The sequence below is a fragment of the Commensalibacter papalotli (ex Botero et al. 2024) genome, from assembly GCF_947179115.1.
In the GTDB taxonomy this organism is placed as follows: Bacteria; Pseudomonadota; Alphaproteobacteria; order Acetobacterales; family Acetobacteraceae; genus Commensalibacter; species Commensalibacter papalotli.
Window position 1 is genome coordinate 850,203 of sequence record NZ_CAMXCI010000001.1, and the last position, 14,945, is coordinate 865,147.

15 protein-coding genes and 1 pseudogene are annotated in these 14,945 nt (G+C 38.8%); 14 read left to right on the top strand and 2 right to left on the bottom strand.

Going from position 1 to position 14,945, the window contains the following annotated elements:
• Positions 1-31 precede the first annotated feature (31 nt).
• Entirely contained in the window at positions 32-619 is a 588-nt protein-coding gene (locus QMN76_RS03870; RefSeq protein ID WP_282023725.1) for a nitroreductase family protein, read from the bottom strand.
• 213 nt (positions 620-832) lie between these two features.
• On the opposite strand from QMN76_RS03870, the gene hisB reads away from it, so the two are divergent.
• The 8 genes and pseudogenes from hisB (at position 833) to nth (ending at position 6,016) form a co-directional block, all read left to right on the top strand.
• Positions 833-1,429, top strand: a complete 597-nt coding sequence (hisB, locus tag QMN76_RS03875; protein WP_282023724.1) for an imidazoleglycerol-phosphate dehydratase HisB — start codon at positions 833-835, stop codon at positions 1,427-1,429.
• Positions 1,426-1,782, top strand: coding sequence for a hypothetical protein (locus tag QMN76_RS03880; RefSeq protein ID WP_282023723.1), 357 nt, complete (start codon positions 1,426-1,428; stop codon positions 1,780-1,782). The genes hisB and QMN76_RS03880 overlap by 4 nt, the downstream gene beginning before the upstream one ends.
• 5 nt (positions 1,783-1,787) lie before the next feature.
• Positions 1,788-2,438 carry an imidazole glycerol phosphate synthase subunit HisH gene (hisH, locus tag QMN76_RS03885; RefSeq protein WP_282023722.1) on the top strand — a complete coding sequence of 217 codons (651 nt, stop codon included), beginning with the start codon at positions 1,788-1,790 and terminating at the stop codon, positions 2,436-2,438.
• Positions 2,439-2,473: 35 nt separating this feature from the next.
• Positions 2,474-3,813: pseudogene (gene hisA, locus QMN76_RS11005) on the top strand (1-(5-phosphoribosyl)-5-[(5-phosphoribosylamino)methylideneamino]imidazole-4-carboxamide isomerase).
• Entirely contained in the window at positions 3,807-4,568 is a 762-nt protein-coding gene (gene hisF / locus QMN76_RS03900; RefSeq protein WP_282023721.1) for an imidazole glycerol phosphate synthase subunit HisF, read from the top strand. The pseudogene hisA and the gene hisF overlap by 7 nt, the downstream one beginning before the upstream one ends.
• Before the next feature lie 24 nt (positions 4,569-4,592).
• Positions 4,593-4,937 (top strand): phosphoribosyl-ATP diphosphatase, encoded by a 345-nt coding sequence (locus QMN76_RS03905; protein ID WP_034336178.1) that lies wholly within the window; start codon positions 4,593-4,595, stop codon positions 4,935-4,937.
• Between the two features lie 17 nt (positions 4,938-4,954).
• Positions 4,955-5,323 (top strand): histidine triad nucleotide-binding protein, encoded by a 369-nt coding sequence (locus QMN76_RS03910; protein ID WP_034336175.1) that lies wholly within the window; start codon positions 4,955-4,957, stop codon positions 5,321-5,323.
• 12 nt (positions 5,324-5,335) lie between these two features.
• Positions 5,336-6,016: an endonuclease III gene (gene nth, locus QMN76_RS03915; protein ID WP_282023720.1), complete on the top strand. Its 681-nt coding sequence runs from the start codon at positions 5,336-5,338 to the stop codon at positions 6,014-6,016.
• Here nth and QMN76_RS03920 read toward each other — a convergent pair whose 3' ends face one another.
• Positions 6,017-8,047, bottom strand: coding sequence for a ComEC/Rec2 family competence protein (locus tag QMN76_RS03920; protein ID WP_282023719.1), 2,031 nt, complete (start codon positions 8,045-8,047; stop codon positions 6,017-6,019).
• Between the two features lie 786 nt (positions 8,048-8,833).
• Here QMN76_RS03920 and ivy point away from each other — a divergent pair.
• From ivy to dprA, 6 genes are all read left to right on the top strand, one after another.
• On the top strand, positions 8,834-9,286 hold the full coding sequence (ivy, locus tag QMN76_RS03925) for an Ivy family C-type lysozyme inhibitor (RefSeq protein ID WP_282023718.1): 453 nt from the start codon (positions 8,834-8,836) through the stop codon (positions 9,284-9,286).
• 164 nt (positions 9,287-9,450) lie between these two features.
• On the top strand, positions 9,451-10,854 hold the full coding sequence (gltX, locus tag QMN76_RS03930) for a glutamate--tRNA ligase (protein ID WP_282023717.1): 1,404 nt from the start codon (positions 9,451-9,453) through the stop codon (positions 10,852-10,854).
• Positions 10,847-11,782 carry an aspartate carbamoyltransferase catalytic subunit gene (locus QMN76_RS03935; protein ID WP_034336164.1) on the top strand — a complete coding sequence of 312 codons (936 nt, stop codon included), beginning with the start codon at positions 10,847-10,849 and terminating at the stop codon, positions 11,780-11,782. The genes gltX and QMN76_RS03935 overlap by 8 nt, the downstream gene beginning before the upstream one ends.
• Positions 11,779-13,074 carry a dihydroorotase gene (locus QMN76_RS03940; RefSeq protein ID WP_034336161.1) on the top strand — a complete coding sequence of 432 codons (1,296 nt, stop codon included), beginning with the start codon at positions 11,779-11,781 and terminating at the stop codon, positions 13,072-13,074. The genes QMN76_RS03935 and QMN76_RS03940 overlap by 4 nt, the downstream gene beginning before the upstream one ends.
• Complete coding sequence (gene plsY, locus QMN76_RS03945) at positions 13,071-13,733, top strand: glycerol-3-phosphate 1-O-acyltransferase PlsY (RefSeq protein WP_282023716.1); 663 nt, start codon at positions 13,071-13,073, stop codon at positions 13,731-13,733. The genes QMN76_RS03940 and plsY overlap by 4 nt, the downstream gene beginning before the upstream one ends.
• Complete coding sequence (gene dprA / locus QMN76_RS03950) at positions 13,733-14,884, top strand: DNA-processing protein DprA (protein ID WP_282023715.1); 1,152 nt, start codon at positions 13,733-13,735, stop codon at positions 14,882-14,884. Before plsY ends, dprA begins: the two co-directional genes overlap by 1 nt.
• Positions 14,885-14,945: the final 61 nt, after the last annotated feature.

The following is a 14,945-nucleotide window of genomic DNA, read 5'->3' on the forward strand; positions in this document are numbered from 1 at the left end:
ATGAATTCTATTTTAGGTAAATTTAAACGGGTTATTGATCAACTTTAAACTGTGCTGGCTTTCCATCCCATACCACTACATAGTCATCAACATTCAAACGAGGAGGTGTTTGTTCGGCGTCACAAAGTGTTCCTACAAATAAAAAACCAAGCATTCTATATGGTTCTGAAAATCCTATATGTTTAACCACGCCTTTATTATCAATAGGCCCTGTAATCCACTTTGCTGCAAAACCTAACGCATGCACTGCATTTAAAACATTCATCACCGCAGCAGAACTTGCCATCAATTGTTCATCTATTGAAACACTGGTCTTTTCGGTAATTTTACGCATACCCAAGGCAATGACCATAGGTGCGCAAGAAAAATTATGTTGGACTTTTTTAATATAAGATTCTGGATAATCATAACCTTGTTCTGTCATAGATTGTTCGACAGATTTCAACCATTCCGCACGTTTATTTTTGGGAATAACTACAAAACGCCAAGGACGCAAACGACCATGATCAGGGGCACACATCGCAGCAGATAATATTTGATGCAATTGCTGATCATCTGGTACTGGGTCTCTTAACGCAACGCTTGAAAAACGAGAAAGTAAGAAATCAATATTTGTCATTTGCTAATCCACTAGGCTGAATATAGAATATATAGAATAATTTTATAAGTTAACCATCCATATTGTTGGATAAAAATTTAAAATAGCTATAAAACTGGTAAAAAACGGTTTTTCTTATATTATTATATTTCTATAAGATTGTCTTTTCTTTTTCTGTGGCTTATATTTCGAACCGATACACCACCTCAATGATCATCTATGGATTACGATTTCATGACCCAACCTAGACAGAGCTCTATACACAGACGAACTTCGGAAACTGATATTCAATTAATCCTGAATATCGATGGTTCGGGTCGCTCTGAAATCAATACAGGAATTGGGTTTTTTGATCATATGTTGACTGCTTTAACCAAACACAGCTTGTTTGATTTAAATTTAATTGTCAAAGGTGATCTTCATATTGATGACCATCATAGTGTCGAAGATACTGGCATCGCATTGGGTCAAGCATTTCGCCAAGCAATAGGCGATAAAAAGGGTATTAGCCGCTTTGGACAAGCCTCTGTTCCCCTTGATGAAGCGTTAAGCGAAGTAATTATCGATATTTCTGGGCGCCCATATCTGGCATGGAACATTCCATTTCCTACACAAAAAATTGGGCGAATGGATACAGAGCTTTTTGAAGAGTTCTTTCGTGGCTTTGTCATGAGCTCACATATTAATTTACATGCAATTTTACATGCTGGTCGTAACTCTCATCATATTGCCGAAGCAACCTTTAAGGCCACAGCACGCGCTTTACGAAGTGCCAGTGAATTCGACATGCGTGCATTGAATAATATTCCATCAACCAAAGGTGTATTATGAAATTTTTTACCGTTTATACCAATCCACAACATCCCAAAACTGTTAAATTAGTACCAAATGGCTTTTCTTGGTTAGTGTTTGTTTTGGGGGCGATTGGCCTGTTTATTCAAAAAAGCTGGATCCATGGATTAATTATTTTCAGTCTATGTATTTCTATTCGTTTTTGGTTAAGCCCATCAATTGCCATTTTGGTATTAATTCATTTCCTGCTTGCTTGTTTTGCGTATCAATTCCAAAGAGCCGAGCTAACCTTATCGGGATGGAAAATTAAAACCATCGTTGCTGGACGAAACAAAGAAGCAGCTCTATTAAGATTATGTGATCAATATCCAGATTTAAGCCAAAAGATATAATTATTATGATCACATCTCCTTTAAAAATTATTGTTATTGATTATAACGGAGGTAACCTTGCCTCTGCACAACGTGCAGCTTTGTATGCTGCACAACAAATCAATCTTGCAGTCAAAGTAGAAATCAGCAATGATCCTGCAATAATCCTTGGGGCAGATCGTATTATTCTTCCTGGTCAAGGCGCTTTTGCTGATTGTATGAATGGGTTACAAACTATTCCTCATCTGTTAAATGCTATTGAACAAAGCACACAACAAGGAATCCCGTTTTTAGGAATTTGCGTTGGTATGCAGTTAATGGCACAAAGGGGACTGGAGCATCAAATTACTCAAGGTTTAGGATGGATAGAGGGTGAAATTGCCCCGATGACACCTTGTAATCTACCATTACCGCAAATGGGATGGAATGAATTACAATTCAAAGTTGGAAGCCATCCAATTTTAGAAGGAATTAAACCTGGAGACCATGCATATTTCGTACATTCTTATGCTTTGACCAAAGCAGAACAAAATACCATTATCGCTACAACAGATTATGAAGGCCCCGTTCCTGCTATTATTGCTAAAGGCAATAAAATAGGAACACAATTCCACGTTGAAAAAAGCCAACAAGCTGGCTTGCGAATCTTAGCTAATTTTTTAACTTGGGAATTATAAATCACCCTACCCTTTCATCAACATTAAGTGTTACAATGGATCACCATAATTCAACTTTACTTCCCAAGATACAAATCGAACAGATTATATCTCTTGATAATGAAGAAGAGCTTCACTCTTTATGTGAAACACTAGAGGCTTCTATTATTGAAGGGTATCATTGTAAATGGACAAAACCACCTCCACGACATTTAATCGAAAATCATTTTAAAGGGGTTTTACTTGTTCCTGAAAAGACCCTCTTGGTTGCACGGCTTGATGGTAATATTGTAGGTATTTGCGAAGTAAATACCCCACCTAAACAAATAAATTCATGTGATATCTCTGTAAAAATAGATATTTTCACAGTTGCTCCTTATGCGTTAAATATGGGTATTGAACAACGATTGCTTGCTAAAATGGAACAAATCGTATCTCAACTTGGCTTTCCTATCATCAATGTTATTATTGATGAAACACAGAAAAAGTTACTACAGTTTTATTTGCAAAATGAATATTTACATTGGGCAACCCATCCTTATTATCAAAGAATAGACGGCCAAATTGTTAAAGGCCTTTTTCTCTATAAGTCTTTTTTAAATACTTCCTCTTCTTAATCAAGAAAGTACTATTAATGTCATCTCTTCCTGCTCCTCGTCCATTAACCCTCTACCCCGCTATTGATTTAAAAGGTGGACAATGTGTACGCCTGCGCCAAGGGGAAATGGATCAAGCAACGATCTATTCTGATGATCCAGGCAGCCAAGCTAGAGAATGGCACAAACAAGGATGCAAATGGTTACATGTTGTTGATTTAGATGGTGCTTTTGCAAAAAAACCTGTGAATATTAAAGCTGTGCAAGCAATCCTTGCGAATTCAGAGGTTCCTGTTGAGCTAGGTGGGGGGATCAGAGACTTACAATCTGTTGAGTTTTGGCTATCTCAAGGGGTCACCCGCGTAATCTTAGGTAGCGTTGCTGTTAAAAACCCTCAACTTGTCTATGATGCTTGTAAAGCGTTCCCAAATCAGATCGTGATTGGAATTGATGCCAAATCTGGATTTGTATCTACTGAGGGTTGGGCTGAAACTTCTGAAATGAAAGCTTTGGATTTAGCATTAAAACTGCAAGATAGCGGTGCTGGGGCAATTATCTTTACCGAAATTCAACGTGATGGGATGTTATCTGGATTAGACCTTGAGCAAACAGCTGAATTAGCACATCATTTATCCATTCCTGTGATTGCCAGTGGTGGTGTGGGTAATCTTGAACATTTGCGTGCTTTACGCGAAATCGCTAATACTGAGCCTGGCATAGAAGGCGTCATTGTAGGACGTGCTTTATATGATGGGCGTATCAATATTGCCGAAGCATTAAAGGTTTTGGAAACATGTTAAAAACTCGTGTAATCCCTTGTCTTGATGTCAAAGATGGTCGTGTCGTCAAAGGGGTTAATTTTGTCTCTTTGCGTGATGCGGGGGACCCTGTTGAACAAGCTTTGGTTTATGACCAAGCAGGCGCGGATGAGCTAACCTTCCTCGACATTACCGCCAGCCACGAAAACAGAGATACCATCCTTGATGTTGTTACACGTACCGCCGAAAAAATCTTTTTACCTTTGACCGTTGGTGGCGGTGTGCGCCGCGTTGAGGATATGCGTGCTTTGTTATTAGCCGGTGCAGATAAATGTGCAATAAACTCTGCGGCCATCAAAACGCCAGAACTAATCAATGAAGCAGCCACTAAATTTGGCAGCCAATGCGTTGTGGTTGCTGTCGATGCACGTTCTGATGGTAAAGGTTCGTGGGAGATTTATACCCACGGAGGACGCAATCCAACAGGAATTAATGCTATTGAATGGTGTAAACAAATGGCTGAACGTGGTGCAGGTGAGTTATTATTAACCAGCATGGATCGCGATGGTACAGGCAAAGGTTTTGATCTAGAACTGCTTAAAACAGTATGTTCAACTGTTAAAATTCCTGTCATTGCCAGTGGTGGGGTTGGAGAATTACATCATTTTACCGAAGGCGCAAAAACAGGAGCAACAGGATTATTGGCCGCCAGTGTATTTCATTTTGGGCAGTTCACAATTGCTCAAGTTAAGGAAGATTTGGCAAAAAATAATATCCCCGTTCGTTTATCAAAATAATCATTAAGAACCAAGAATAAATCCATGAATACACCAATCAACGCAGATATTCTTAATCAACTATACCAAGTTATTCTATCCAGAAAAGATGCTGATCCAAACACAAGTTATTCAGCCAAACTACTGGCTAAAGGATCTAAAAAAACTGCTGAAAAATTTGGCGAGGAAGCCATTGAGTGCCTAATTGAATGTGCAACTGGTAATCAAAAAGAATTGATCACTGAAAGTGCCGATGTATTATATCATCTATTAGTCATGTGGGTCAGTGCTGGGGTTTCCCCTGATGATGTATGGACTGAATTACATCGAAGAGAAGGCATCAGCGGCATTACAGAAAAAGCTGCTCGCCCTCATAATTCTTTGACATAAATATATAGGAGAAAACAATGCCCACAAGTCATACCAAATACGATCCGCAAAATGTTTTTGCTAAAATTTTACGTAAAGAAATTCCTTGTAAAGCCATTTATGAAAATGATTTTGTTTTAGCTTTTCACGACATTGCACCCCAAGCCCCTGTTCATGCTTTAGTCATACCTAAAAATCCGTATATTTCTTATGCAGAATTTGCCGAACGTGCGGCACCCGAAGAAATAGTCGCCTTTACCAAAGCCGTAGCTTTTGTCGCCAAGGAGCTTGGCCTTTCAGAAGGAGGCTATCGTGTCATCAGTAATACAGGCAAGGATTCAGGACAAGAAGTTCCTCATTTTCATATGCATATCATGGGTGGTCGCCCCATGGGCTTTATGGGCTAAGCTTACGTATTTATGGCATCTAAAAGCGTCGCTTCAGGTAAAAAAGTCACTGCAATGTCTTTGGCAGAGGTTCGTGAATTTATCGAACTTCTAGCCAAAGAGAATCCTAATGCACAAAGTGAATTAATTTATACCACCCCATATACTTTGTTGGTTGCCGTTGTTCTGTCTGCTCAAGCAACAGATGCTTCGGTAAATAAAGCAACTGAGAAACTTTTTAAAATTGCCTCTACACCACAAGCAATGGTGGCTTTGGGCGAAGACGGTGTGGCACAATATATTAACTCTATTGGTTTATGGCGTGCTAAATCCCGCAATGTTGTTGCCTTATCTGCACAATTAATTGAGCTTTATAAAGGGGAGGTCCCTGGCAAACGAGAAGCCTTGGAGGCTTTGCCTGGTGTAGGTCGAAAAACAGCTAATGTTGTATTAAATATTGCTTTTAATCAAAGCACTATGGCCGTCGATACGCATATTTTCAGACTTGGGAACCGCACCGGCCTTGCCATTGGCAAAGATGTCTTGGCGGTTGAAAAGGCCCTCGTCCGACGCATTCCCAAAGATCTGTTAAGAGATTCTCATCACTGGTTAATTTTACATGGGCGTTATATTTGCAAAGCAAGAAAACCAGAATGTTGGCGCTGCCCTGCCCCGAAAATATGTCATTATCCTGATAAAATTCTTACTCCTTAATTATTCAGTTTGTGCCATCGGTAATTTAGGAATACCTCTTTGAATAGGTTGCATAACCCATGGACGCTTTCCTCTATTTTGAAGATCAGTGCGAACCTTAAAGGGTGTTAACCAAATACTATGGGCACCATTTATCCAGTTTGATTTTTTATTAATTGCGAAACCGTACTGACATACTGATCCATTCCATAGAAAAGAAAATTCCAAAAGGCCAGGCTGACAGGCATTTTGTTCCTTTTGTACAGCATTGAACATCACTATTATTTTTTGCACATAAAAAAAACAATAATCCTGATTACAATTATAATTGTAATCATGGTCATCTAGAGCAATATTCTTGACAGAGTTAACATGTAATACTTTACGCCACTCTTCAAGCGTAGAATTATCACAGTTTCCTTGACATATCGTTAGCAATTGCTGTTTATTTTTAATGCCTATCATGCGCCCATTGGCAGCGGTAACAATATCTGGAGGGTTCACCAAAAAAATAGAAGAAATACCTACAACCATCATAATACCTCCGCTCCAACGCAAAGGCGTTATACATAAACATAAAACACATAATCCAAAGAAATAAACACAATATCCCCAACCAGGAAATACCGGAATTGCAATGCTGGCATAAGGCAAGCATGCCACCCATTCAGCCAAAAACATTACTCCGTCTATTCCAAAACACATCAATTTAATAAAAATAGCATCTAAACCGAAAGGCATCGTACATAAAGCCAATAACCCCATAGGTAAAATCCAAAAAGCCATCAAAGGAACAGCAATCAAATTAGCAAAAACAAAATAAAGATTTAATTCATGAAAATAAAACATTATTACTGGAACAACCGCGGTTCCTGCTAAAACACTGACCCAAGCCGCTTCTAAAAGATATATTTTTATAAAACGATAAAAGTAAGAATCTTGAACATGCCCTTTACCAATCCATTGATAAATCAATTGAAAACCAGAAACCAAAGCCATTACGGCTGCCATTGACATTTGAAAAGAAACATTCAACACCGAGGCTGGGGATAATAACAGCAGAAATAAAGCTGCTAGCATTAAATTATGTTTAGAAAAAGCAGGGCGATTACAAAGCAAAGCCAACATCACGATGCTGGCCATCAGCAAGCTGCGGATCGCGGGTAAATGTAATCCTGTTAAAACCAAATAAAAGCATCCGATACTCCAACCAATAATAATAGCTATGCGTTTCACTGGCCAATATAAAGCAATATATTCACTACGCAAAAGCAACCACCTCACAGTGAACGTTACAATCGACATAACAATACCTAGATGCAATCCTGCAATCGCCAGCAAATGCGCCAGTCCCGAAGCTGCAAATGCATGACGTTCTTGTTGAGTTAATTCACCCCCTATGCCTGTCAGCAAAATTTGCGAAATTACACCAGCTGACCCAGGCTCTAATTTTCGAATATGCGCAGCGATCTTCTCTCTGAGATACTGGATTGAATATGCTGGCTGAAAAGAGATTATTTTTACTGGTTCAAGCGCGTAACCATAAGCCCCGATATTTTTAAACCATGAATAAAATTGTAAATCATACCCTCCTACAAGCTGCGGGGAAGATGGACGGTGCAACATGACTCTGGCTTGAATGAGATCACCATTTTCTAAAATTTGCGTATCATTTTTTGAAAGTGTAAAAAGAACTAATCTCTGCCATTCTTGCTGATCAGATTCAGGCGGTGTTAAAAAGCGAACATATTGTATAGAAACCCTCTTTTTTCCAGAGTTTAAATACTCAACAGCTTTAATTTTTCCTTGAATTGTCGTTGCATGAAAAGGCACATGATAAAAAGGTTCTTGACGATGCGTTTGCCACCACGATAAACAAAAACCCGATGACACTAAAAACAATGCACAGCACATTTGATACCATCCAAGATAAGCTGTAAAACGGCAACGAATAATCGCACATCCAGTTAATCCGATGACTAAACCAGCCACTCCCCAATAAAGGCTAGGTTCTGTAGGCAGTAAAAAATAAATCAAACAACCAAATGCCAAAACAACAGGAATCCATAGGATTAAGAATTCTGTTTCTTGGATAATAATTTTTAAAAAAGTTTGAATAATCCTATCTATAACTTATCAACTTCATCTTAATATATTATATAAAAAACCAATATATAAAGTTAGCTTCACTTGGTTATCACTATAAAATATTCATAAATTATTACAACTATATTAATTTTCTCTTTAAAGCTATTCATATCATATGCCATAAATTATTTTGGGTAGAGAATAAAATTAACGTTAATTTTAAAAATAATCATATCAATAAAAAGGATATTCTTTTTTATTATGATGAAACTTTATTTGGTCATGGTGATCATGATGTAATTTTGACTAATAAGTATGTATGTTGTTCGTTAGAAAAGTTATATGTAAGTTTTATTATCAATTATGATTGAATACAACAAATAAGTATCAAACGATTTTTTAATAAAAAATTAAAATTATTAGTAAGAAAAATGAAATTCATAATAAGGATATGAAACCATCCTATCGCTACTTATGAACATAAAAATTATAATTTACCTGTATTTGCGGATCAATCTAGTTGTAAGTAAATTTTTAGATTAATCCATCATCAAGCAATTTCAATTTTGCTGCTGTCGCAAACTTAGAACGTAAAACATCGTCCGTTCCTAAACATAAATATTCCATTCATACTTATAACAGATTATCCTACACACTCTAAGTTTGCGACAGCACCAAAATTAAAGGCGTTGGTGTTAAAATTAATTAAAGTTAACTTTATAATTATTTATAGATATAGGAATTTATTTGATGAAAAAAATACTTGCAGTATTCTTGTTAACAACTTTTGGCTTATCTACACACGCCTATGCACAAGATGAAGTTACTATTAATAAACTAGCAACTAATCAGAACACAAAGAAAGCGTTGGAGAAGATTGTTGCAGATCAACATTTACCAAAATGGATAACCCAAGCAGGAACAGTTTCTCCAACTCAAAAAGTTAAAATCAAAGGTAATCAATATTTAGTAATGACTTCATGTAAACCCCATGATTGTAATTCACAAAAAGTTGCATTTATTTATGAACCTACAACAAAAAAAATAGCTGGGGTTTTCTCATCAATGAATGAGAAAGATGGAAGTGAAAAATTGAAATGGTTGAGTGTTCCAGATAACCTATCTATTGATGGGAAAACCATTCTATTCGCAGCATTGACTGGCAGTCTTGATAACCATCCTAATGACTTCAATTTTAAATAATAACAGTTTTGAATTTAGCACGTCATTAAACATTCATATTATTTAAACAACAAATAAATATATTAACAAATATGAAACTAGACTTCACATATATCGTATAAATAATTATAGTATGACCGTTTATAGAAAATATATTTTAACTTTGCGCACTATGAAAGACGCTTATGACAGTTCGTACACGTTTTGCCCCAAGTCCAACAGGATTACTCCATATCGGGAATGCAAGAGCTGCACTTTTTAATTATCTTTATGCCAAACATCATAATGGTCAATTTTTACTTCGTATCGAAGATACAGACAAAGAGCGCTCTACTCAAAAAGCCGTTGATGTCATTTTTGATGGTCTGTCATGGATGGGATTAACTCCTGATAATGAACCTGTTTATCAATCAACCCGTATTGAACGTCATCAAGAGGTGGCGCTGCATTTACTAAAAACAGGTAAGGCATATAAATGTTTCTGTACCCAAGAAGAACTTGCCGATATGCGTGCCAAAGCACAAGCCGAGGGGAAACCGCCACGTTATAATGGCTATTGGCGTGATCGTGATCCTTCAGAAGCACCCACAGATGCGCCTTACACTGTACGAATCAAAGCCCCTCGCGAAGGAAAAACAGTTATTAATGATTTGGTTCAAGGCGAGGTTACCGTTGCTAATATCGAACTTGACGACATGATTATCTTGCGCGCTGATGGCACACCGACCTATCAACACGCAGTTGTTTGTGATGACCATGATATGGAAATTACCCATGTTATTCGTGGAGATGACCATCTAACCAATAGCTTCAGACAACTAATGATTTATCGCGCCATGGAATGGGATATCCCCCAATTTGCGCATCTTCCTTTAATCCATGGTCCCGATGGGGCTAAATTATCCAAACGTCATGGTGCCAGCTCGGTTGTAGAGTTTCGCGAAGAAGGTTATTTACCAGAAGCTTTATGTAATTATTTATTACGCTTAGGATGGGGACATGGGGATGATGAAATCCTAAGTCGCGAAGAACAAATCAATCTTTTTGATCTAGATGGAGTCGGACGTTCCCCTTCACGTATGGATTATGCTAAACTATCCCATGTAAATGGCTATTGGTTGCGCCAAGCCGATGATTCTCGTCTTACTCAAGATGTCATCGAACGATTGTCTAAACATGAAGGATATGTGCTTGATCAGGAACATCAAGAGCGTATTTTATTCTTGATGCATGGGCTTAAAGAACGGGCAAAAAACTTGATAGAGCTTGCTGAAAATGCAGCGTTCCTTTGCACGCAAGTCCCTTTAAATTTTACAGACAAAGCACAAAAGCTACTCAACGAAGAAAATTGTGGTATGTTAAGCAAACTTGCATCGCAACTTGCCACATTAACCCCTTTTACCAAAGAAGGCATTAACCATACTCTTCATCAATTTGCAGAGGCAGAAGGACTAAAACTGGGAAAAGTTGCCCAGCCTTTGCGCGCAGCTGTTACAGGCAGCACGATGTCCCCTGGAATTGATGATACGTTATTAGCTTTGGGTAAAGAGGAAGTTCTGGCTAGATTAGGAGCCGTTACCAATGGATAATCCCTTTGGACAGCATTTCCTGGGAATAGAAGGCTTATCCCCTCATCATATAGAATCTTTATTAGACCGTGCAGATAATTATGCGTTATTAAACCGATCTCGTAAAACCCCAAGAACTTTACTTAGAGAACGTACTTTAATTACGCTCTTTTTTGAAAACAGTACCAGAACCAGAACGTCCTTTGAATTGGCAGGTAAACGATTAGGAGCAGATGTTATCAATATGTCTGTTTCAACCTCTTCTGTCAGCAAGGGGGAAACGCTTTTAGACACGGCTTATACCCTGAATGCTATGAGAGCAGACTTGCTCGTCATTCGACATGCACATTCTGGTGCGCCTGCATTACTTGCTCAAAAAGTCGATGCCAGTGTTATTAATGCGGGTGATGGCATGCATGAACATCCAACACAAGCTTTGCTAGATGCACTGACCATTCGTCGTCATTACGGTAAATTATCAGGATTAACCATCGCTATCTGTGGCGATATCTTACATAGCCGTGTTGCGCGCTCTAATATTTTACTTTTAAAGACAATGGGCTGTCATGTACGTGTCATTGGACCGCCTACTCTATTACCATTAACGATCGCCAAAATGGGGGCAACACCTTATTATTCTATGGATGAAGGTATCAAAGACGTTGATGTTATTATGATGCTGCGTATGCAAAAAGAGCGTATGCAAGCAGGTCTTGTCCCCAGCAGCCGAGAATATTTCCGTTTCTTTGGTTTAGATCGTCGCCGCTTGAATCTTGCAAAACCTGGAGCATTAGTGATGCATCCAGGCCCTTTAAATCGTGGCGTAGAAATCGATAGTAATGTCGCCGACGATCCTGTTCAAAGCGTCATTCAAGAACAAGTTGAAATGGGTGTTGCTGTACGTATGGCCGTTCTTGAAAAATTCTCTCAGATAAAGGCACAACCATGAAACCTTTGCTCTTTACCAATGTGCGTTTAATTGATCCAAAATCTGGCTTGGATAAACTTGGGCGATTACTTGTCAAAGGCGGGAAAATTGCTGCTATTGACTTACCTGAAGCAGAAAAAACACCTGAAGACTGTGAAACCATCGACGGTCAAGGTGCAGTTTTATGCCCAGGTTTAGTGGACATGCGGGTTACGGTTGGTGAACCTGGTTATGAATACCGCGAAACCATTGCCACCGCAGCAGAGGCCAGTGCGGCTGGTGGGATTACTACTATGGCGATCTTGCCTAATAGTAAACCCGCCATTGATAACCCAGCTTTGGTTTCATTACTCAAGGCAAAAGGTGAAGAAACACGATCTGTAACGATTTTGCCTTATGGTGCTCTCAGTGTTGGCTGTGAAGGCAAAGAAATGGCTGAAATAGGCCTTTTGCACGAAGCTGGAGCGATTGCTTTTACTGACGGCAACAAGGCCTTGGAAAATACACGCTTAATGATGCTTACCATGTCTTATGCACGTGGATATAACTGTTTAATTGTGCAACATCCAGAAGACCCTTCACTTGCCAAAAGTGGTAGTGCTACCAGAGGTGAATTGGCCACTAAACTTGGCCTTCCTTCTATTCCAGCAGCTGCCGAAGCGATTATGATTGCAAGAGATTTACGACTTGCTGAATTAACAGGTTGTCGATTACATTTCGGGCATATTTCTACTGCTGAAGGGTTAGCTCTCATTCGACAAGCCAAAACTAAAGGATTACCTGTCAGCTGTGATACAGCCCCAGTTTATTTTGACCTTAATGAAGAGGCCATTGGTGATTTCCGCACATACGCAAAACTATCCCCACCGTTAAGATCAGAAGAGGATCGCCAAGCCGTTTGTCAAGCTCTGGGTGATGGTACTATTGATGCTATTGCTTCAGATCATTTACCTCGAGATGTAGATGACAAACGATTACCTTTTGCTGAAGCCGCCGCTGGGGGCACGGGATTAGTAACCTTATTAAGTGTAACCCTGTTACGTATGAAGGAAAGTAATCTGTCTTTACTCAGTGCGCTTTCATTATTAACCCATCGTCCTGCAGAATTATTAGGGCAACCTTTTGGCACATTGAGCCTAGGTGCTGAAGCAGATCTCTGCCTTTTTGATCCAGACCAAACATGGTTGGTCGAAGCAGGTAAATTACCAGGGCGCGCGCAAAATACACCTTTTGATAATCGTGAGTTACCTGGTGTTGTTTTAGGTACATGGAAATCTGGTCGCCGTGTTTATACAAGGCAAAATGCATCATGATGTGGCATATTCCCTTCTCTGCCATGCCATTAATGGCTGGCATTGCACTGATTGCCTATATGATTGGCAGTATTCCTTTTGGAATGTTAATTAGTCAGCTCGGGGGTGAAGGTGATATCCGTAAAATCGGCTCTGGCAATATTGGTGCAACCAATGTCCTGCGAACTGGCAACAGAAAACTTGCTGCACTGACATTACTTTGTGACATGGGCAAAGGATCTTTTGCTGTTGCTTGTGGTTATATTTTCGGTCTAGTAAACTTGACCCCAGCCATTTCTTTAGCGGCTATTTTTGTAGTTCTGGGACATTGTTTTCCTGTATGGCTGGGTTTCAAGGGTGGGAAAGGTGTTGCTACCGGATTAGGCGTTGCCCTTGCTTTAACCCCTATTTCAGGCGTGTTATGTTGTATTATTTGGCTTCTAGGAGCAAAATTTTCCAAGATCTCTTCTGTTGGGGCTTTATCTGCATTTATTGCATGGCCTTTGGTGGTGATTATCGAATATCATTTTAATCTAAAAGAACCTTTATTATTCCCAGCTTTGGTTGTCAGTTTGCTTGTTATTTGGAGACATAAAGCAAATATTTATCGTTTAGCAGAAGGAACAGAACCACGTATTGGGGATAAAAAAGAGCAATCTACATTATCCGACCCTACCTAATGGATAAAACCTCCAACAATTTGTCAATTCATAAGCTAGCAGCATATTTAAGACTAGCCAGAACAGACGGTGTTGGAGCAGTCAGATTCCATCAACTTTTAAATAAATATAATTCTCCAGAAGCAGCCATAGAAGCTCTGCCCTCTATAATTAAAAATAAAAAAATAAAAGCTTATTTTTCTCCTCCTCCTCTTGCTTCAATTATAGAGGAGATTGAAAAAACCTTTGAACTGCAAGGGCAATTTCTAATCTATGGCTTCAAAGATTATCCAGAATTATTAACACAACTTGATGATGCCCCTCCTGTCCTTACAGTTTTAGGCAATCGTGATTTTCTACATCAACGAAATATTGCTATTGTTGGAGCAAGAAATGCATCCATGCATGGTATAAAAATTGCTGAATGCTTAGCTGCTGATTTATCGTCACACTCAATTGGAATCACCTCTGGTTTAGCCCGAGGGATTGATCAGGCAGCTCACAAAGGAGCTTTATATACTGGTTTTACGATTGCTGCCATTGCTTGTGGGGTAGATATTGTTTACCCAACAGAGCATCAAAAACTACAACAAGCAATTGCTGAAAAAGGAGTTCTTGTTTCTGAGTTCCCCCTAGGCACAATGCCTCAGGCAGCACATTTCCCTCGACGAAATAAACTAATTGCTGGATTATGTTATGGATGTGTCGTTATAGAAGCCGCACTTAACTCTGGCAGTCTTATTACCAGCAAGCTTGCTTTAAATTATAATAAGCCAATATTTGCAGTCCCTGGCTCTCCACTGGATCCTCGTTGTAAGGGCAGTAATAATCTTTTACGTATGGGGGCAGTACTAACGGAAAATGCCCTAGATATCTTACCAGAACTATCCCCTATATGCACAAAATCTAAATTTAATTTAACAAAAGATTTATTCACTGATAACGCCCCAAAAGACTGTCCTGATATAGTTACACCTACGAATAAGCAAGATACAGTTAACAACTCTATAGAGGCAGAAATTATTGCTCTATTATCAACAACGCCTACCCCTATAGATTTAATTATTCGCAATATTTCTTATTCTGCTACTGAAACACTCAGCGTTATTGCTTTACTTGAAATCAACAATAAAATTATTTTTCAGCACAACGGATATATCCTAGCCCCTTAGGATTATTAAATAATTTATAAATTTTTCCTCTGACCTTTACAAATATATAAGCGCAGACTAT

What these genes read in the sequence shown, in the direction of transcription:
- QMN76_RS03910 (WP_034336175.1), top strand. Translation starts at nt 4,955, where the DNA reads ATGCCCACAAGTCATACCAAATACGATCCGCAAAATGTTTTTGCTAAA.
- gltX (WP_282023717.1), top strand. Translation starts at nt 9,451, where the DNA reads ATGACAGTTCGTACACGTTTTGCCCCAAGTCCAACAGGATTACTCCAT.
- hisH (WP_282023722.1), top strand. Translation starts at nt 1,788, where the DNA reads ATGATCACATCTCCTTTAAAAATTATTGTTATTGATTATAACGGAGGT.
- QMN76_RS03870 (WP_282023725.1), bottom strand. Translation starts at nt 619, where the DNA reads ATGACAAATATTGATTTCTTACTTTCTCGTTTTTCAAGCGTTGCGTTA.
- plsY (WP_282023716.1), top strand. Translation starts at nt 13,071, where the DNA reads ATGATGTGGCATATTCCCTTCTCTGCCATGCCATTAATGGCTGGCATT.
- hisF (WP_282023721.1), top strand. Translation starts at nt 3,807, where the DNA reads ATGTTAAAAACTCGTGTAATCCCTTGTCTTGATGTCAAAGATGGTCGT.
- QMN76_RS03905 (WP_034336178.1), top strand. Translation starts at nt 4,593, where the DNA reads ATGAATACACCAATCAACGCAGATATTCTTAATCAACTATACCAAGTT.
- dprA (WP_282023715.1), top strand. Translation starts at nt 13,733, where the DNA reads ATGGATAAAACCTCCAACAATTTGTCAATTCATAAGCTAGCAGCATAT.
- ivy (WP_282023718.1), top strand. Translation starts at nt 8,834, where the DNA reads ATGAAAAAAATACTTGCAGTATTCTTGTTAACAACTTTTGGCTTATCT.
- nth (WP_282023720.1), top strand. Translation starts at nt 5,336, where the DNA reads ATGGCATCTAAAAGCGTCGCTTCAGGTAAAAAAGTCACTGCAATGTCT.
- QMN76_RS03880 (WP_282023723.1), top strand. Translation starts at nt 1,426, where the DNA reads ATGAAATTTTTTACCGTTTATACCAATCCACAACATCCCAAAACTGTT.
- hisB (WP_282023724.1), top strand. Translation starts at nt 833, where the DNA reads ATGACCCAACCTAGACAGAGCTCTATACACAGACGAACTTCGGAAACT.
- QMN76_RS03940 (WP_034336161.1), top strand. Translation starts at nt 11,779, where the DNA reads ATGAAACCTTTGCTCTTTACCAATGTGCGTTTAATTGATCCAAAATCT.
- QMN76_RS03935 (WP_034336164.1), top strand. Translation starts at nt 10,847, where the DNA reads ATGGATAATCCCTTTGGACAGCATTTCCTGGGAATAGAAGGCTTATCC.